The organism is Bradyrhizobium altum (assembly GCF_020889705.1).
In the GTDB taxonomy this organism is placed as follows: domain Bacteria; phylum Pseudomonadota; class Alphaproteobacteria; order Rhizobiales; family Xanthobacteraceae; genus Bradyrhizobium; species Bradyrhizobium altum.
The window spans coordinates 21,761-39,899 of the sequence record NZ_JACMYP010000028.1 but is presented as its reverse complement, the minus strand read 5'-3'; the positions used below and the strand labels follow the sequence as shown (position 1 = coordinate 39,899).

The following is an 18,139-nucleotide window of genomic DNA, read 5'->3' as shown; positions in this document are numbered from 1 at the left end:
TGGTCACTTGGCGCCCTGCCGGAGCTGCGCGGCGGCGAGCCGCACGCAGGTCTCGAAGGAGGTGAGGTCGTGCCAGAGGTCGGCCGCAGGCTCCCTCGGCGTCACCAGCGGACTGCCGTGCAGATCGAGCGCATGCATCATCATCAGATTGTCCGGCAAGCCAAACTCTTCCACCGTCAGTCCCTCCGCGTCGATCAGGCGTCCGTCGAATGCCGGCACGACCTGCTGCAGCCGCGCCACGCGATTGGCGTAGGACGTGGGATCGTTCGAATAAGCGAGGCACAGCTTGCCGCGTCCCGCCATGTAGCCGAGTTCGTAGACGGTGCCTGCGTCGGCACTGGGGCCCCGAAACGGCGTCAAATTGGCGATGACGGCGTCGGCCGACTCCATCATCGCCTCGTTGCTTTTGAAGATGGTGAGTGAAGCGCCGGCGGCCGTGGGATTGATGCCGTTGTCGAGCGGATAGAGCCCGGTCAGCCCGTGATAGGCGCACACCTCGGCCTTGCGGCGGCCGATCTCCACGGCATCCGGCAGGAACACGTCAGGACCTGCCAGATAGATTTTCATGGACTTGCCGGGGCTAGAGCGTTTTCGAGCGAAGTGGACACCGGTTCGCGTGAAGAAAACGCGTCCAAAAAAGAACCTGGAGCTCCGGTTCTGATTCAATCAGAACCGAAACTGCTCCAGTGGGCGCCGCCCGAAGCGATTACGCGAGCTTGACGGTCTCGGTCTTGTAGTCCTTGCCGAGGGTTTCGAAGACCTTGGCAACGATGCTCTTGGCGTCGAGACCCGCACGGGCATACATCGCCGCCGGCGAGTCGTGGTCGAGGAACACGTCGGGCAGGATCATCGAGCGGAACTTGAGCATGCCGCTATCCAGCATGGCGTTGTCGGACAGGAACTGCATGACATGCGAGCCGAAGCCGCCGATCGAGCCTTCCTCGATCGTGATCAGGATCTCGTGGTCGCGGGCGAGCTTCATGATCATCTCTTCGTCGAGCGGCTTCATGAAGCGCGCGTCGGCGATCGTGGCGGAGAGACCGTGGGCAGCGAGTTCGTCGGCGGCCTTCTCGCACTCGGCGAGGCGGGTGCCGAACGACAGCAGCGCGACCTGCTTGCCCTCGCGGATAATGCGGCCCTTGCCGATCGGCAGGGGAACGCCGACTTCCGGCATCTCGACGCCGCGGCCCTCGCCGCGCGGATAGCGCAGTGCGCTCGGACGATCGTTGATCGCAACCTGCGTCGCCACCATGTGGACCATTTCCGCCTCGTCGGAGGCCGCCATGATCACGAAGTTCGGCAGGCAGCCGAGATAGGCGTTGTCGAACGAACCGGCATGCGTCGCGCCGTCGGCGCCGACCAGGCCGGCGCGGTCGATCGCGAAGCGGACCGGAAGGCTCTGGATCGCGACGTCATGGACCACCTGGTCATAGCCGCGCTGCAGGAAGGTCGAATAGATCGCGCAGAACGGCTTGTAGCCTTCGGTGGCGAGGCCGGCGGCGAACGTCACCGCGTGCTGCTCGGCGATGCCGACGTCGAAGGTGCGGTCCGGGAACGCCTTGTTGAAGATGTCGACGCCGGTGCCCGACGGCATCGCCGCGGTGATGGCGACGATCTTGTCGTCCTTCTGCGCTTCCTTGACGAGGCTCTGGCCGAACACGTTCTGGTAGGCCGGCGCATTCGGCTTGGCCTTGGCCTGGGTGCCGGTCGCGACATCGAACTTGACCACGGCGTGGTACTTGTCGGCGGAAGCCTCGGCCGGGCCGTAGCCCTTGCCCTTCTGGGTCACGACGTGAACCAGGATCGGCCCGGTCTCCATGTCGCGGACGTTCTTCAGCACCGGCAGCAGATGGTCGAGATTGTGGCCGTCGATCGGGCCGACATAATAGAAGCCGAGCTCCTCGAACAGCGTGCCGCCGTCCATCATGAAGCCGCGGGAGTATTCCTCGACGCGGTTGGCACGGTTGGCGAGGATCTTCGGCAGGCGCTTGTTGATCTGCTTGGCCGCCTCGCGCAGCGAACGGTAGGTCTTGCCGGAGTAGAGGCGCGACAGGTAAGCGCTCATCGCGCCGACCGGCGGGGCGATCGACATGTCGTTGTCGTTGAGGATCACGATCAGGCGCGAGTTCATCGCGCCGGCGTTGTTCATGGCCTCATAGGCCATGCCCGCCGACATCGCGCCGTCACCGATCACGGCGATAACGTTGTTCTTGCCGCCGGAGAGGTCGCGCGCCACGGCCATGCCGAGGCCGGCCGAAATCGAGGTCGAGGAGTGCGCGGCGCCGAACGGATCGTAGTCGCTCTCGGTGCGCTTGGTGAAGCCGGAGAGGCCGCCGCCGGTGCGCAGGGTGCGAATGCGGTCGCGGCGACCGGTCAGGATCTTGTGCGGATAGGCCTGGTGGCCGACGTCCCAGATCAGGCGGTCGCGCGGGGTGTCGAAGATGTAGTGGATGGCGGTGGTCAGTTCGACCACGCCGAGGCCGGCGCCGAAATGGCCGCCGGTCACCGACACGGCGTCGATGGTTTCCTGGCGGAGCTCGTCGGCAACCTGCCGCACCTGCTCGACCTTCAGCTTGCGCAGGTCATCCGGCGTGTGAATAGTGTCAAGAAGCGGCGTTTTACTAAATGTGGTCACAGCGAATTTCCAATTTTTGCCTGTCGGAACGAACGGCCCGACGCGAGATGGGTTGGCGCGCTCACCGCGCAGCGAATTCCAGACACTGGGTGCCGTCCCGGCAGGCCCTGCCTGGTTGTAAGCCTAGATTCACTCCGGATTGGACCACGTGATATGCATCACCTTGGTCGCTCTTCACCCGTCCCGGTTCAGTTTTGTCGAACCATTTGAGATGCATGCCGCCCGAATAATTCGGGCGCCCGCCACCCTCAAATGCCCATAGAACTGGAAGCATTACACCAAAGCCGTAACCAAAGCCAACCCGATAGGCGGCGCAGCGTTCCTATGCGCTGTTTTGAAAAACCTAGACTTTTCAATGCTTGGGGCCAAAGGCGGGTTCCAATTTGGCCATTTTAGCGGCAGCCGGCCGGTCCGGATCGGCCGGATTCGCGGCCGCAGCCGGTCGCCGCGGTCACCCCGCGGCGTGATGGATTGCCGGAAATAGGCAGCAACAATTGCCCGCCATCGCGGACATCCTGTCGCAGGGCTGCGCCTCGCGGCGCTACTGCACGTCGAGCGGCTCGGTGCCGGTCGGCTGGCCCGAGGCGTCGGTGGTGATCTTGTCGACGCGGGCTTCGGCCTGGCGCAGCAATTCCTCGCACCGCCGCTTCAGCGCCTCGCCGCGCTCATAGATCGCGACCGATTCCTCAAGCGGGACCTTGCCGTCCTCGAGCCGCTTGACGATCGATTCGAGTTCCTCGATCGCGCGTTCAAAGGAGAGCTTCTTGACGTCGGCTTGAGCGTTTTCGGCCATTATGTGTTCCCGGTGCGCCGATCAGACCGTGATCGGATCTTGTCGTCCAAACATGACCTGTCGCAGGCCATGCTTGCCCCGGCGCAGAATCAATCGAATTTTTGCGGGGGTATTGTGGCGGGGATTTACCCGCCCATCAATGCGGTGACGTGAGATGCCACCGACTCTTTCAGGCCCTCGAGGTCGTAGCCGCCCTCCAGCACGGAGACGACGCGGCCGCCGGCGCTCTTGTCGGCGAGGTCCATCAGCTTGCGCGTGACCCAGCCGAAATCCTCGCCGGTCAGGTTGATCGAGGCCAGCGGATCGCGGTGATGCGCGTCGAAGCCCGCCGAGATGACGACGAGTTCGGGGGAGAACTTCTCGAGCTGCGGCAGGATCAGGTTCTCGAAGGCGGAGCGGAATTTGGCGCCGCCGTCGCCGGGCGCCAGCGGCGCGTTGACGACGGTGTCGTGCTCGCCGCGCTCGCCTGAAGCGCCGGTGCCCGGGAACAGCGGCATCTGATGCGTCGAGCAGTACATCACGGTCGGATCGGCCCAGAAGATATCCTGCGTGCCGTTGCCGTGATGGACGTCGAAATCGATGATCGCAGCGCGCTTGATGCCGTATTTGCGCTGCGCGTGACGCGCGGCGATCGCGACATTATCGAAGAAGCAGAAGCCCATCGGCGTCGATTTCTCGGCGTGATGCCCGGGCGGGCGCACCGCGACGAAGGCGTTCTGGTGCGCGCCGGTCATCACCGCATCGGTCGCCGCCACCGCGCCGCCGACGCCGCGCATCACGGCTTCCCAGGTGCCCGGCGACATCGAGGTGTCGCCGTCGATATAGATCATGCCGGAGGTCGGCGCGATGTGGCGCAGCTCGCCGACATAGTGCTCGCCATGACAGAGCAGCACGCTGTCGAGGTCGCCTTCCGGCGCCAGGTCGCGCACCAGCCCCTTGAAGCGGTCTTCGCCGAGCACCTCGGCAACCGCGCGCAGCCGGTCGGGGCGTTCGGGATGTCCGGGTGGGGTCAGGTGATCGAGGCAGGCGGTGTGCGTCAGAAGCAGTGTCATGCAAATTCCCGGCGCATTGGGGGCGCGTGCGAGGAGCGTCTAATTTAGGCCGTTACCGGCCCGCCGGAAAGGCCTGTCTCCGCCCCACGGATGTTCCATGCCCGCACTTCAATTGATCCGCTCGATCCGCTTTCCGGCCGCCGGGCCGACCGGGCTGTTGGCCTTGAAATAGGCATAGAGCGCATCGACGTCGTAGATGCCGAACTGCTGCGCCGTTCCTTCCTTGAACACGGTGAAGCCGTCGCCGCCCTCGGCGAGATAATGGTTCACGGTGACCCGATAGCTCGCGGCCGGGTCGATCGGCTTGCCGTCGAGCGACATCCGCGTGGCAATGATGCGCGCGCCGTCGGGCTTGCTCGCATCCCACGCATAGGCAAAGCCCTTCGAGACCTGCAGGGCGCGCGGCCGTTTCGGGTCGGCCCATTGCTGCTCCAGCACGTCCTTGAGCTGCTTGCCGGTCAGCGTCATCGTCACCAGCTGGTTACGGAACGGCTGGCTGGCGAAGATGTCGGCATAGGTGACGGCGCCGTCCTCGCGCTTGACGATGTCGGTGCGCACGCCGCCGGGATTGGTGAAGGCGATCACCGCGCCGCCATTCGGCTCCGAGCTGGTGGCAAGCAGCTGCGCGTCGGCGACGATATCGCCGAGCGGGCTTTCGCCGGTCTCGGCCGGCGTGCGCGACAGCGTTTCCGTCACCGAGCCTGCCGCGCGGTTGGCGATCGGCGCGGCCAGCCGGTCGTAGGATTCCAAAAGCGCGCTCTGCTCCGGGTCCTTGGCTGTGCCGCCGATCTTCACGATGGTGTTGCCGGCCTTGGCGCTGATCACGTCATGGCTGTTCGGATCGAGCTGAAGGTCGATCGCGGTGACCAGCGTGCCGTATTTGTCGCCTGATGTGACGAGCCGTCCGTCGATCTCGCAGACATAGGCCTGGTGGGTGTGGCCGGAGATCACGACGTCGACCGCGTGATCGAACTTCTTGACGATATCGACGATCGGCCCGGAGATGCCGGGGCATTCATTATAGTCGCCGCTCGGAAAGCCGCCTTCGTGGATCAAGACCACGATCGCCTCGACGCCCTTCGCCTTCAGCTCAGGGACCAGCGCATTGACGGTCTCGGCCTCGTCACGGAAGTCGAGGCTGGCGACGCCGGCCGGCGACACCAGGTTCGGCGTGTTCTTCAGCGTCAGCCCGATGAAGGCCACCGGTATGCCGTCGAATTCCTTGATCTCATAGGGCGGAAACACCGGCTTGCCGGAGGCCTTGTCGATCGTGGAGGCGGCGAGATAGCGGAATTTGGCCCCCAGGAAGGGATGCGGCCCCTGGCACTTGTCGACCGGGTGGCAGCCGCCATTCTGCATCCGCAGGAGCTCGTCCTTGCCCTCGTCGAATTCGTGGTTGCCGACCGACGAGATCGCAAGCCCCATCATCGACAGCGACTCGATGGTCGGTTCGTCGTGAAACATCGCCGACAAGAACGGGCTCGCGCCGATCAGGTCGCCGGCCGCGACGAAGATGTTATTCTTGTGGCCCTCACGCAGCTGCTTGACGACGGTTGCCAATCGCTCGGCGCCGCCGGCGGGCACCATGATTTTCTTGGTCGCATCAGCGGGATCGGTGATGCGGATGCCGCCCGGCGCCGGCCGCAGATAGCCGTGGAAATCGTTGATCGCGAGAATGCGCAGGCTCACCGGCGCTGCGGTCTGCGCCAGGCAGGGACCTGCCGCGGCCAGTCCGAGTGCGCAGAGCGCGGCGAGGGGCGTAAGGCGGGGCTGTCTCATGACCTGTCCATGGCGTGCGCGATCATGGAACACACGATCATGGCGCGACGCCACTACAATTTTGCGACGCTTCGTTTCAATCCTTCGCGCGCGCCATGAAGGCCTTGAAGGCGCTGACCGCCTCGTTGGAGCGCATCCGCTCGCTGAACAGATGGTTCTCCTGCTCGATGCGGCGGGTGACGTCCTCGGGCGGCAGCCGGATCAGGCGTCGCGAGATCGCCACCGCCTCGGCCGGCAGCGCGCAGATCTCGCGCGCCACCTTGTGCGCCTCGACCTCGGCATGTCCCGGCGCCACCACGGTGTTGACGAAACCGGCGACGCGGGCGTCGTCGGCCGACATGGTGCGGCCCATCACCAGCATCGCAAAGGCGCGCTGATGGCCCATCGTCCGCGGCATCAGCAGGCTGGAGGCGCCTTCCGGCACCAGGCCGAAATTGGAGAACGGCGTCGAGAACAGCGCGGCCTTGCTCGCCAGCACATAGTCGCAGTGAAACAGCATCGTGGTGCCGATGCCCATCGCGACGCCGTCGACGGCGGCAATGATCGGCTTCACATTGTGGGCCAGCGAATACAGGAACTTGACCAGATCGGAGGCGGGCGGCGTCTCGCCGGTCGAGGTGCCCTGCGCGAGCAGGTCCTCGATGTCGTTGCCCGCGGTGAACACGCCGGAGCCGCCGGTGATGATCAGGCAGCGGATCTTCGGATTGTTCTGCGCCTTGTCGATCGCATCGCTGATCGCGCGAAACATCTCCCGGGTGATCGCGTTCTTCTTCTCGGGCCTGCGCAGCCGGATCACGCGTGCGGCGGCTTCGTCGGTGACTATGACATGCGCGGTCATCAAGCAGTCCCAGAGTAAGCGGTCCGAGTGTCGGCCGGCAGCGTCGCCGGCGGAGGTCGCGACCGCTATCCTACATGATCCCGTGCAAGCCCCAAGGGCTCCAGCGTGTTCTGCTCTGCTTTTCCCCGTGGGCGAGCATGAGAACGGCGCAATGCAGTTAACCGGATTTCGCGATTTCCTGGGCGCCGGCCGCGCAAGCCGAACCGGCGCCGTCGCACGTAACCCTGCATCGTGCTCCGCTCAGCCGCGCCCCACGAACGAGCCGATGCCGCGGCCGACCTCCACGCCGTGATGAAGCAGGGCGCCGAGATGATCGCCGGGGACCGACATCGCAGCAAGGCCGTTCTCCGCGGCAAAGCGCTGCATCGGCATATGCGGTGCGTCGTCCTGTCCGTTCCAGAGCAGCACCGGCACGCGTGAGGACAGCACGGCGTCCCTGGCGCCATCGATCTGGCCGAGCGCATCGAAGCAGGCGCGCACCCCGCCCTCGAGGTCGGACGTTACCCATCCCGTGAGCTGCGGCGCGGTACGGCGCGCAAACGTCATGAAGGCGCCATACGTCAGCGGGCCGGCGTTGCCGCGCGGCAATCCGGTGAGGAAGTCCCAGCCGCCGATTGCCAGCGACGCCAGCCGGGTCGGGAAGAACCGGGCGACGCCGACCGCCACCCAGCCGCCCATCGAATGTCCGACCACATGGGCGCGCTCGTGGCCGAGATCATCGATCACGGCGACGATATCGCCGGCACGTTGTTCCTGATCGTAGAATTCGGGATCGGCGGGCTTGTCGCTCAGGCCATGTCCGAGCGAATCGACGCAGACGACGCGGAAGCGATCGGCGAGCGCGTCGACCACGCCGCACTGCTTCCAGCTGGCGGCGTTGAGCAGCAGGCCGTGCTGCAGCACGATCAGCGGCCCGGACCCTTCAACGGTGTAGTGGATGCGCTGGCCCCGATGATTGGCGAATGGCATGTCTGGAGTTCCCCACGTTTCACCTGAGGTGAGCGCGGAAGCGCCGGGATTCAAGACCTTGTTCCGGATCGGGAACCGATCCGCACCGCCGCCCGATCTCGTGCGGAACCCGGCATTCAGCCGCCCCAGACGGTGGCTTCGCTCCAGCCAAGGTCCTTGAACTCGGCCGCCCGGAGCGGCGCCTCGCCGGCGGCGAAGAATTCGTCGAGCTGCGGCGGCTTGACGGTGGTTTCGGAGAGCATGGCGTGGGCCTGACCTCGATGATGGATCTGGTGCTGAAACAGATGCATCAGAAGGCGGTCGCGCCGCTCGGTCTGCACCGAGCCGTCGCGATTGATCTTGACCACATCATCGAGCCGTTCAGGCGTCAGCGCATCGCACTGAACGATCAGGCGCTGGTCGATCGCGCGTTGCGCAGCTTGCAGCGCCGCGACCGTCGGGTAGGGCACCTCGTTCGCCCACGCCTTCGGCCCGAGCCAGCCACCTTCGAGCGCGTCGACGTAGAACAGATCGACGACATGGATGTGGTTCAGCGTCGCCTGCAGGCTCGGGAAGAATCCGGTCCGCGCGGCGGCGAACTCCGTCTGGCCGAGACTGCCGCATGCTGTGAGCAGGCGATGATTGGCCCAGGCGTTGTTGTAAGCAAAGGCGCGAAACGTCTGAACGAGGCCTGCGGGCATTTCGGTCCTCACTGGATTGGTTGTGTCAGGCCGGCGCCGCGGCCAGCCGGCCGACCCGCGACAGCAGCAGTTTCAGGATCGGCGATTTGTTGGCCTTGTGATAGGCGATCACGAGATCCAGCGTCGGCGTCTCGCCCTGCACCGGCCGCGTCGTGATGCTATCGGGCAGATAGCGCGCCGTGTAGGCCGGCAGCAGCATCACGCCATGCGTCGAGGTGATCATCGATATCGCATGCACGACATTATGCACCTCGTGCTCCGGCCTCGGATCGATGCCGGCGCGGTTGAAATAGTCCAGCACGACGCGGCGCACCGCCGGCGCGGATTTCGACGGCAGATAGAAGCTCTCGCCCGCGATGTCTTCCGGCGCGACGGCGGCCTGCGCCGCCAGCCGATGGTTGCTCGGAAACACGAACACCAGCGGATCGGTGCGCCCGCGCTTGTACGCCAGATCCTCCATGCTCGTCGGCCCGCATGAATGCCGCATCGAGCTTGCGCCGCATCAGGGCCTTGGCGAGCAAGGGCGAGTAGTCGCTCGACAGGCGGATGTCGATGCCGGGAAATTCCTCGCGCAACACGCGGGTCACCTCGGGCAGCAGCTCGATTTCGGCGCCCGACAGGAAGCCGAGCGAGAAGACAGGCTTCGGCGGCTGGGCTGCGCGCAGCGCTGCTTCCTTGGCGGCCTCGGCCTGCAACAGCGCCATGCGGGCATGGTCGAGGAATGCCTTGCCGGCCGCGGTCAGCTCGATGCCCTGCGCGCCGCGATTCAAGAGTTGCACGCCGACTTCCTCCTCGAGATCGCGGATCTGCCGGCTGAGCGAAGGCTGCGAGGTGTGGAGCTTCTGCTCGGCGGCAACCGTGAGGCTGCCGTCATCGGCCACGGCAACGAAGTAGCGGAGATGCCGGAGCTCCATCGCGATCTCCCAATCACGGCCTGCCAAGTCTCGTTGCCATCTCTCACAGGCATCTCTCGCAGGCACGGGGCCAGCTTACAAAGTCTTTTTCAAGCCGGCCAGCGCCCTCTATAGCGAAACGTATTCCCAGTGCGGGCTCTGCCTCGCAGGCAGAGGAGCCGCGCGAAGCCAGGCCGGAGCGTGCGTATGCGGATGAGCCTCGGAGCATTGCGGTTGCCGCTGCTGGTGCTGACAGCGCCTGGCGGTGCTGCCGCGCAATCTTCCGGCAATCAAACGAGGGCAAGCGCCATGGATACGGACGTCGCAACGATCAAGCGGGCACTTGCCGGAAACTGGGAGAGCATCGCGCCCGAGATCCGGCCGAGCAAGAATCCGGACGGCTCGATCAAGCCGTTCTATCTCAAGCGCGCTTTTACTTATCAGTCCTCCGACCGGTTCGAGCTCGTGGTGGTCAACTCGGCCGATCCGTATGGCAAGGTGCCGCTGGCGCGGATCAGGATCGTCGGGCACATGCAGTGGCAGGGCGCGCATCCGATCGCACCGGGCGCGCAGAAGGTCGATTTCGTCGCCGACGAGGCCTACGAGGTCACGCCGTTGGCGCAAGGCTTTGCCGATGTGCTCAACAAAATCGCCTCTGCCGGCTACGCGCCGTGGGCGGTCGACGCCCCGCAGAGCATCTTCGGCAAATCCTTCGCGCCGTTTGCGCTGAAGGAAGGCACCAACTTCATGGAATACGACCTGGTCTATCTCAGGGGCGACCTGTTGTTCTGGGGCGCCCGCAATGTCGACGGCCGCGGCTTCGACACCGAGCAGAATCGTCCGACCAATCTGCAGATCCCGCTGGTCCGCAAGTAACCCTGATCAAGTAACCCTGATATCGTCAAGGGAACGAAGCCATGAACGCGTCGAACCAAGATCGCCGCGTCCAGTTCGTGCTGGACGCGTTCGATACCCTGTTCAACAAGCGCGACTATGCCGCCGCCGAGCGGCTCTGGTCGCCGCGCTACATCCAGCACAGCGCGCACATTGCGCCCGGCCGGGACGGGCTGTTCGATCTCGTCAAGGGCTTGCCCGCGACGCTGCGCTATGAGAACCATGTCGGCGCGGCGAGCGGCGATTTCGTCATTCTGCACGGTCGGTTCAGCGGTCATGGCCTGCCTGCGGCGTGGGTCGTTGCCGACATCGTGCGCATGGAGGGTGACGTGCTCGCCGAGCATTGGGACGTCATCGAGGATGAGGCGACGCGCGAACAGTCGCGCAGCGGACTGCCGATGTTCGGCGATCGCTTTCCCGGCTGAGCCGGCCCAGCGAGCGCGCGCGGCGGCTGGGGAGACCGGACATGCAACTCGCGAAGAACGTGATCGACATCGGCCTTTCCACCAACAATCTGGAGCCGATGCTCCGGTTCTGGCAGCAGGATGCCGGCGTTCGCTTCGACCACATGTTGCCGATCCGGCGCGGACAGAAGCAGTACCGGCACGACGCGCATGGTTCGGTCATCAAGCTCAACCATCATGCCGAGCCGTTGCCGGATGCGGCACCGAGCGGCTATCGCGAGCTGATCGTTGCGCGAGACGGCGTTGGAGCGCCGCAGCGCATGGCCGATCCCGACGGCAACAGCGTTTGCCTGGTGGCGCCCGGACATGACGGCATCACCCAGATTGCCGTTTCCATGGCCGTGCGCGACCTCGCCGCGCATCGCAAATTCTACGGCGATATTCTCGGCTTCAACGAGCAATCCTGGTCGGGTGGTCCGGCGTTTCGCCTTGGCGAGAGCCTGATCCTGCTTAGGGAAGATCCGGCCGCGACCGTCGATCCGGTTCGGGGTGCGCGCGGCTGGCGCTACATCACGCTGCAGGTCGCCGATATCGACGCCGTGCACGACGGACTGCGCGCCAAGGGCGTGCGCGAGGGCCTCGCGCCGGTGACGCTTGGCGAGGTCGCGCGGATTTCCATGATCCTCGATCCGGACGGCAACTGGATTGAACTGTCCCGCCGCGCATCGATCGTCGGCAGCCTGTCCGAACACTAGCGCGTTTTCGAGCGAAGTGGACGCCGGTTCGCGTGAAGAAAACGCGTCAAAACAAGAATCCAGAGCTTCGGTTCTGATCCGATCAGAACCGAAAATGCTCCAGACGTGATAGAACCGGCGCGCCTTCGCCGGCCAAGTTATTGACGTTCGGTTGCGCGCCGGCGCACCTAACGCCGCATTATACCCCGATTGAGGCTGACCTGAAACAGCGGCCCTTCGTCCGTGCGGACCTCGAACGCCAACGAACTGTGTTTGTCCAACGGCGGGTTGTCTTTTGCCATGCTGAGCAATGACTGCATCGCTTCGTGGGCAGCAGTCTCCTCGTCGCGCAGCTCGATACCCTGCCTGTCGGCATAGAGTTCCTCGCCGTTGCGGATGTCGAAATAATAGCGGGTTGCCAATTGCGGCTCCCTCTTTGCGATGGGAGCTGCCCAGGCTCTCGAGTGCCGGCGCGCTGAATTCACCCGGCAGCGCCGCACTCTGCGTCAGCAGGTTCGAATTTGCTACTCAACAATGATATCGATTCAAGGAACCGCTCACGCACTCGCTCGGGCCCGCTACGGTCTTCCGGCTACGATCTCGAACGCTTGAAGCGCGAGAGATAAATCCCGGAACTGGCAATTGCACCTTGCATAGCTGAGATAAGTGTATACTTGTATTGTATCGACTGGCCTTGAGCCTTGTAGATCGGTCCCAGGGGACCCTTTTTCAAAGACATCGTCGGATGAAAGGGAAGGCGCAGTGCTATCAGCACTGCGGCTGAAGCTTTCGTCACCTTGTTGATCGGCTGCCGTTTCACGGATGTACTGGAACGGCAGTGCGGCCCGCTCTGTCACCGATAGAGCGGGCATTCGTATTTGGGCGCTTGACGTGCCTTCTACCGCGAGAGGTGATCCGTTGCAGGTTCTTGTCAGGGACAACAATATCGACCAGGCACTGCGCGTTCTAAAGAAGAAGATGCAGCGCGAAGGCGTCTTCAGAGAGATGAAGCGCCGCCGCTCGTTCGAAAAGCCTTCGGAAAGAAAGATTCGGGAGAAAGCCGAGGCCGCGCGGCGAGCCCGCAAGCTTGCCCGCAAGCAGGCGATACGGGACGGATTGATTGCGGCTCCGCCGAAGAAGCCCAGATTGCTGGCGCCGAAATTCCCGGCACTAAGTCAATTGGCACCGCGAACCAGCGGCCCTCGAGAGAGTTAGTCCTCCGTACCGCAATCCTGTTGGAGGGAGCGTGCAAGATGAAGCAGCGACCTTATCGAGGCGATGGATGTCTCCAGGAACGTATCTCTGACGAACTCTGTCGTCGGCGAGCCGAAGACCGGGATGTTCGATCGAAGGACGAGATGCGACGGCAGCGTGCGCAGAACCTCGCCGGCACGGCCATCAACGCCATGACAGATCATTCGGCCAGCCGGATCGATCAGTCTGCCCGCAAGCATGATCTGCTGGACGGTCCCAGGGAGTTTCGCTCGTCTCGCCGGGATCGCTGATCGGCACCCGGCTTCCCTGTGCTCTCTGTTCAAGAGAGAGCGGAACGAGAATGCAAAAAGCTCGGACTAATCAGGTCGCGGGAACGCGAAGGTAGGGTCCACCGGCAGCGCCACGTACTCGCCGTCGTCCTGGCGAAAGCCAGGACCCATTGCCCCAAATGCGCATCGTGGCGCGACGCTGGGGCCACGATCTCGTTCACAATCAAATGCGGTGGTGATGGGTCCTGGCTTTCGCCAGGACGACAACGATGAGTCCCGCTTGCAACCTCCGGCACGGAGTATGGGCGCCTGCTTTCGCAGGGACGACAATTGCGATGAGGCACGACGTGCACGTCAAACGAGCGGGAAGGGCCGATGGCGAGTACGGCGCTTTGGGCCTTCTCCCGCAATCACGGCGCAAAGCGTCCTACCCCGCCAGCACCTCATCCGCGCCGGTCACGGCCTCGGCGCTCTCCGTCACGGTCTTCTCCAGCGACGGCGCCTGCACCGAGATGTTCTCGGCGAAGAAGCGCGCCAGTGCGACGTAGCGCTGCGGCTCGGCCTCGCCGTTCGCTTTCGCGGCCAGCGCTTCGCCGGCGAGCATGCAGCCGCCGAGCGTGGCGCCGAACAGCCGCAAATAGGGCGTCGCGCCGGCCAGCGCCTCGTTCGGCGCGGAGGCCAGCCGCTCGAGCAGCCATTTGCTGGTGCGCTCGAGCGCGGCACGGGCGTCGCGCAGCTTGGCGCCCGTGGTGCCGAATGCCGGATCGTTGGAGGTTTCGACCTGCTTGATGGTGGCGGCGAGCTCGTCGAGCAGCGCCCACACCGAAGCGCCGCCATTGGCGCCGAGCTTGCGGGTGACGAGGTCGATCGACTGGATGCCGTTGGTGCCTTCATAGATCGAGGTGATGCGGGCATCACGGTAATGCTGCGCGGCGCCGGTCTCCTCGATGAAGCCCATGCCGCCGTGGACCTGCACGCCGAGATAGGCGACCTCGTTGCCGATGTCGGTGGAGAACGCCTTGGCGATCGGGGTCAGCAATGCGCCGCGTGCTGCGGCGTCGGCACGGACCTTGGCGTCCGTGGCGCGCACCGAGACGTCGAGCGCGACCGCGGTGGCGTAGCAGATCGTGCGCGCCGCCGCCGTCATGCTGCGCATCTGCATCAGCATGCGCTTGACGTCGGGATGCACGATGATCGGATCCATCCCGTCGCCCTTGTGGCCGATCGCTTTGCCTTGGCGGCGCTCCTGCGCATAGGCCAGCGCCTGCTGATAGGCGCGGTCGGCAATGCCGACGCCTTCGAGGCCGACGCCGAGCCGGGCCTGGTTCATCATCGTGAACATGCAGCGCATGCCCGCGTTCTCCTCGCCGATCAGAAAGCCGATCGCGCCGCCCTTGTCGCCCATGGTCATGGTGCAGGTCGGCGAGGCGTGCATGCCGAGCTTGTGCTCGACGCCGGAGGCATGGATGTCGTTGCGCTCGCCGAGCGAGCCGTCGGCATTGACCATGAATTTCGGAACCAGGAACAGCGAGATTCCCTTGGTGCCGGCGGGCGCATCGGGCAATCGTGCGAGCACGAAATGCACGATGTTGTCGGTCATGTCGTGCTCGCCATAGGTGATGAAGATCTTGGTGCCCTTGATGCGGTAGGTGCCGTCAGGCGCGCGTTCGGCGCGGGTGCGCAACGCGCCGACGTCGGAGCCGGCGTTGGGCTCGGTGAGCTGCATCGTGCCGGTCCATTCGCCGGTCACGAGCTTCTCGAGATAGACCTTCTTCAATTCGGCGCTGCCATGGGCGTCGAGCGCCTCGATCGCCGACAGCGTCAGCAGCGGGCAGAGGCCGAAGGCGACGTTCGATGCGCTCCAGATCTCGGTGCAGGCGGCGTTGATCGCGAGCGGCAGGCCCTGGCCGCCGAATGCTTCCGGTCCGGACACCGCGTTCCATCCCGCGGCGGTCCAGCGCTGATAGGCGTCGGGCCAGCCGGGCGCAGTCGTCACCTTGCCGTTGTCGAGCTTGATGCCGTGCTCGTCGCCGACCTTGTTCAGCGGTGCCAGCACATCGGAGGCGAACTTGCCGGCTTCTTCCAGGACGGCAGCGGTGATGTCGCCGTCGAAATCGCCGTAGTGGCCGGCCGCCACGGCGGCAGCGAGCCCCGCGCCGTGATTGAGGGACAGCAGGATATCGTTGATCGGCGCACGGTAGGTCATGGCGTTACTCCCGACGAGGCGTTTGGAAATTGTCTTCCCATGAAACCAGCGGCCTCTCAACTGTCCGAGCGGACATCGCCCGGTCTGTTTCGGCCACCGCGGCGTCGCCCTCTATAATAAGAGGTGCCGGCATCAACCTGCGGCTTTCGCGTCTTTTCGAGCGCCGCCCTGTTGAAAAGGCCGGACTCACCCTATAGACCGGCGTGGCCTTCGATCGGCGCGTTGGGGCGTAGCCAAGCGGTAAGGCAGCGGATTTTGATTCCGCCATTCGGAGGTTCGATCCCTCCCGCCCCAGCCAGAGGTAACGCGCTGATTTTGTTGCGAAAATGGCCTTGCCTAAGGCAGAATTTCTCGCGCATTTGGAAATTCCGTTTGCCTCCCATTTGGAAATTCTGTGCTGGTTTCGTTTTTTTGCCGGAAGCTAGATGAAAGTCGTCGCGCGTTGAACGTCGCTCAACTTATCAAAATACGAATTGAGCGGACAAACGCCGTCTGCGCGTTGCAAGCTTCCGACCTCTGCCGTTGACGTCGCATGCGGGATCGACAACTGCAGAACCCCGCCGTCTTTTGCAGCGTTCAACGAGGCGCGAAGTCTATCCTTGGGATCGGACGCTAGTCTTTGAACTTGGGGAGGTCTGCATTTCGTCCCGAACTGATGCTGCTCCATCAGCATTCTGCTGATCGAGCTCCTTCTGAGCCAAAAGGTGTGCATGCCGCTTACGGGTCGCAGCCAACGCTCGCATCATTGTTTCCTTGGCATAGCCGCGATAGGCCTGTGCGGTCTTGTGGCCCGAGAGCGCACGACCTTGGCCGTCTGTCAGCTCCGCTTCCTCGAGTTCGGTCATGCCGCCGTGTCGACAGGAATCAAGCGTGAACAGCTTTGACACGCCGTCGATCTTCTTGCGCATCTGCTGTACTACTTTCTCCATGCCAGGGTAGGACCACACTTTGGCATCGCCCTTGCGTTCACCCTTTTGGATCCGACGCATGATCATCGGGACGCCAAGCTTTGGCAGATGACTCAAAACGTCCTCCGCTTCGGCATAAAACTTGACGGTCTCTCCATCGAGAGTCTCTTCGAGCGGATGCCAGACCAGCGCCTTATTCTTGTGGTGCTCGATGCGTACAGCGTTTGGCCAGTTCTTGCTGCGGTAGTCCGGCCAAGTCAAAAACCCATGCACTACGTTCTCCGGCCGTTGCAGCCATTCAAAGCAGATCACCGCGACGGCTGCGGGTTCAGGCCGCCCTTCTTTGATGCAGCCCCATGCAAATTTATAGACCTCTTCTCGAGTGACCGCGTGCTTCTTGGTCTTGGTGCGGCTCTTGAGGGTGAAATCGTCCCAAGGGTTCGGATGCTTCTTATCGAACAACTCCGGGTGTAGACGACGCATGATCCGCCACGCCTTTCGGCAGAGGCCGACGACCTTTTCTCCCTGCCGCAATCTGATGCCGTTCGGGCCGTTGATGATTTTATCGTAGATCTTATCAGCGGCTCGTGGCGTAACTTCCATGATCTGCCGTTCGCCAATCCGCCGTCCGTTCTTATCGACAGTGTCGCAGATCATTTGCATGATTCGTTCGTAATCGGGGCGGGACCGAGGTGAGACCTTCTCGGTATACGCCTTCTCCGTTTTGTATTGCCGGAACAGCCAATCGATCGTGCCATAGCGCGCGATCTTCCCCTGGTCGCCCGGCTGCCCTCTGCGGTGGTTGTTCCATTCATCGAACAAGGCATTGAGGGTGGCAGCGCGTCCGCCTTTGCCATCACCGCCGCATGCGGTTTCGTAGCTCGTCCCAAGTGGCTCATTCGCCATCTGGCAGCCGAGCTTCCTGTAATGTGTGGGGATGCGGAAGTAGAATGCGGTCGATCCGCGGGCAAGCCGCCGTACCTCCACGAAGCGTGGAAGTGGGCGCTCCAACGTCACAAATCCTCGGCGAGGTCGCCCAGCACGATGTCCGGCGCAATAGCTCGGTCCAGATCGTCTCTCAACCACAGCTGACGCCTCCCTTCTTTCACGCGTGGTTGAGGATACTCCGTGCCGACCCGTCTTAGAAATGCTTCGACGGTCGGCTCTCCGCAATATCCCGCTGCGATTGCAGCTGGCATACGGCGCGGCCAGGAACCGGCTGGAATAATGGCAGAACGCGGCATCACAAAGAGTCGGAATGTGGACCTGTCGAAATCGGCGCCGAATTTGTTCTTCAGGTGGCGATGTATGATGCAGATCCCCGGCAGCGCTTGGAATGACGACAGCGGGCAAGCCGTCGAAAAAGATAGCGCAGCGTACAAAAGGGACATGTTGGGTTGGTACTCGTATAGATTGTGACCGCCGTGAGGCCCCCACCTAGCTAGCCCTCGGCTAGCGCGCGCGATACAGCCCGGCATGAGCGGATCGGCGGAGGTGGAACGATGGCAAATGCCATGCTTGATGCCAGGCAGGAAGGTGATTCCTATCGTTGCGTCGAGGTGATCACCGGGGAACGTCAGCGGCGACGATGGACGGGCGAGGAGAAGGCCCGGATCGTGGCGGAGAGCTTTGAGGAAGGTGTAAACATCTTCGAGGTAGCGCGGCGCAATGGCGTTGCCCGCGGGCTGCTCACGGTGTGGCGACGCCAGGTTGCGGCAGCGGTAGCGGGCAAGGCGCCGAGCTTTGTGCCAATCCAAATTGGTGCCGAGAGCAGCGGCACAACCGACGAGCGTATTTCGTCGGCGCAGGAGATCAGCGCGCCCCCGACAAGGCCTGCGGGGTGATCGAGATCGAGCTGAGCGGGGCGCGC

The 18,139-nt window shown here is 63.7% G+C and carries 18 protein-coding genes, 1 tRNA gene and 1 pseudogene; 7 read left to right on the top strand and 13 right to left on the bottom strand.

What is annotated here, in order from left to right:
* Window positions 1-3 precede the first annotated feature (3 nt).
* The 9 genes and pseudogenes from H8B02_RS10720 to H8B02_RS48875 form a co-directional block, all read right to left on the bottom strand.
* Window positions 4-567, bottom strand: coding sequence for a nucleoside 2-deoxyribosyltransferase (locus H8B02_RS10720; RefSeq protein ID WP_229166213.1), 564 nt, complete (start codon window positions 565-567; stop codon window positions 4-6).
* A 139-nt stretch (window positions 568-706) separates the two neighbouring features.
* Complete coding sequence (dxs, locus tag H8B02_RS10715) at window positions 707-2,635, bottom strand: 1-deoxy-D-xylulose-5-phosphate synthase (protein ID WP_229166212.1); 1,929 nt, start codon at window positions 2,633-2,635, stop codon at window positions 707-709.
* Between the two features lie 541 nt (window positions 2,636-3,176).
* Window positions 3,177-3,428, bottom strand: coding sequence for an exodeoxyribonuclease VII small subunit (locus tag H8B02_RS10710; RefSeq protein ID WP_092124735.1), 252 nt, complete (start codon window positions 3,426-3,428; stop codon window positions 3,177-3,179).
* A gap of 125 nt (window positions 3,429-3,553) precedes the next feature.
* Window positions 3,554-4,480 carry a histone deacetylase family protein gene (locus H8B02_RS10705; protein ID WP_229166211.1) on the bottom strand — a complete coding sequence of 309 codons (927 nt, stop codon included), beginning with the start codon at window positions 4,478-4,480 and terminating at the stop codon, window positions 3,554-3,556.
* Between the two features lie 108 nt (window positions 4,481-4,588).
* Window positions 4,589-6,259, bottom strand: coding sequence for a bifunctional metallophosphatase/5'-nucleotidase (locus H8B02_RS10700; RefSeq protein ID WP_229166210.1), 1,671 nt, complete (start codon window positions 6,257-6,259; stop codon window positions 4,589-4,591).
* A 76-nt stretch (window positions 6,260-6,335) separates the two neighbouring features.
* Window positions 6,336-7,097: a crotonase/enoyl-CoA hydratase family protein gene (locus tag H8B02_RS10695; RefSeq protein ID WP_229166209.1), complete on the bottom strand. Its 762-nt coding sequence runs from the start codon at window positions 7,095-7,097 to the stop codon at window positions 6,336-6,338.
* 240 nt (window positions 7,098-7,337) lie between these two features.
* Window positions 7,338-8,066, bottom strand: coding sequence for an alpha/beta fold hydrolase (locus tag H8B02_RS10690; protein WP_229166208.1), 729 nt, complete (start codon window positions 8,064-8,066; stop codon window positions 7,338-7,340).
* 116 nt (window positions 8,067-8,182) lie between these two features.
* Window positions 8,183-8,746 carry a DinB family protein gene (locus tag H8B02_RS10685; protein WP_229166207.1) on the bottom strand — a complete coding sequence of 188 codons (564 nt, stop codon included), beginning with the start codon at window positions 8,744-8,746 and terminating at the stop codon, window positions 8,183-8,185.
* Between the two features lie 25 nt (window positions 8,747-8,771).
* Window positions 8,772-9,660: pseudogene (locus tag H8B02_RS48875) on the bottom strand (LysR substrate-binding domain-containing protein).
* Window positions 9,661-9,948: 288 nt separating this feature from the next.
* On the opposite strand from H8B02_RS48875, the gene H8B02_RS10670 reads away from it, so the two are divergent.
* The 3 genes from H8B02_RS10670 to H8B02_RS10660 are packed head-to-tail and all read left to right on the top strand — an operon-like array spanning window position 9,949 to window position 11,692.
* Window positions 9,949-10,515 carry a hypothetical protein gene (locus H8B02_RS10670; protein ID WP_229166205.1) on the top strand — a complete coding sequence of 189 codons (567 nt, stop codon included), beginning with the start codon at window positions 9,949-9,951 and terminating at the stop codon, window positions 10,513-10,515.
* Between the two features lie 41 nt (window positions 10,516-10,556).
* A complete protein-coding gene (locus H8B02_RS10665) occupies window positions 10,557-10,958 on the top strand; it encodes a nuclear transport factor 2 family protein (RefSeq protein WP_229166204.1) in 402 nt (133 codons plus the stop codon).
* Window positions 10,959-10,999: 41 nt separating this feature from the next.
* On the top strand, window positions 11,000-11,692 hold the full coding sequence (locus tag H8B02_RS10660; RefSeq protein ID WP_229166203.1) for a VOC family protein: 693 nt from the start codon (window positions 11,000-11,002) through the stop codon (window positions 11,690-11,692).
* 167 nt (window positions 11,693-11,859) lie between these two features.
* Here the strand turns inward: H8B02_RS10660 and H8B02_RS10655 are convergent, their stop codons facing one another.
* Window positions 11,860-12,093: a DUF6894 family protein gene (locus H8B02_RS10655; protein WP_229166202.1), complete on the bottom strand. Its 234-nt coding sequence runs from the start codon at window positions 12,091-12,093 to the stop codon at window positions 11,860-11,862.
* Between the two features lie 496 nt (window positions 12,094-12,589).
* On the opposite strand from H8B02_RS10655, the gene rpsU reads away from it, so the two are divergent.
* Together rpsU and H8B02_RS10645 are read left to right on the top strand one after the other, a co-directional pair.
* Window positions 12,590-12,886 carry a 30S ribosomal protein S21 gene (rpsU, locus tag H8B02_RS10650; protein WP_092124744.1) on the top strand — a complete coding sequence of 99 codons (297 nt, stop codon included), beginning with the start codon at window positions 12,590-12,592 and terminating at the stop codon, window positions 12,884-12,886.
* Window positions 12,887-12,924: 38 nt separating this feature from the next.
* Complete coding sequence (locus tag H8B02_RS10645) at window positions 12,925-13,176, top strand: hypothetical protein (protein WP_229166201.1); 252 nt, start codon at window positions 12,925-12,927, stop codon at window positions 13,174-13,176.
* A 406-nt stretch (window positions 13,177-13,582) separates the two neighbouring features.
* Here H8B02_RS10645 and H8B02_RS10640 read toward each other — a convergent pair whose 3' ends face one another.
* Complete coding sequence (locus H8B02_RS10640) at window positions 13,583-15,361, bottom strand: acyl-CoA dehydrogenase family protein (RefSeq protein WP_229166200.1); 1,779 nt, start codon at window positions 15,359-15,361, stop codon at window positions 13,583-13,585.
* Between the two features lie 223 nt (window positions 15,362-15,584).
* Here H8B02_RS10640 and H8B02_RS10635 point away from each other — a divergent pair.
* A tRNA-Gln gene (locus tag H8B02_RS10635) sits at window positions 15,585-15,659 on the top strand.
* Window positions 15,660-15,954: 295 nt separating this feature from the next.
* Here H8B02_RS10635 and H8B02_RS10630 read toward each other — a convergent pair.
* Both H8B02_RS10630 and H8B02_RS10625 read right to left on the bottom strand, forming a co-directional pair.
* Window positions 15,955-17,280: a hypothetical protein gene (locus tag H8B02_RS10630; protein WP_229166199.1), complete on the bottom strand. Its 1,326-nt coding sequence runs from the start codon at window positions 17,278-17,280 to the stop codon at window positions 15,955-15,957.
* 2 nt (window positions 17,281-17,282) lie between these two features.
* The gene (locus H8B02_RS10625; RefSeq protein WP_229166198.1) at window positions 17,283-17,660 is read right to left on the bottom strand and encodes a hypothetical protein; all 378 of its coding nucleotides are present in this window, start codon (window positions 17,658-17,660) and stop codon (window positions 17,283-17,285) included.
* Between the two features lie 111 nt (window positions 17,661-17,771).
* Here H8B02_RS10625 and H8B02_RS10620 point away from each other — a divergent pair, with 111 nt between their 5' ends.
* Window positions 17,772-18,113, top strand: a complete 342-nt coding sequence (locus H8B02_RS10620; protein WP_229166197.1) for a transposase — start codon at window positions 17,772-17,774, stop codon at window positions 18,111-18,113.
* Window positions 18,114-18,139: the final 26 nt, after the last annotated feature.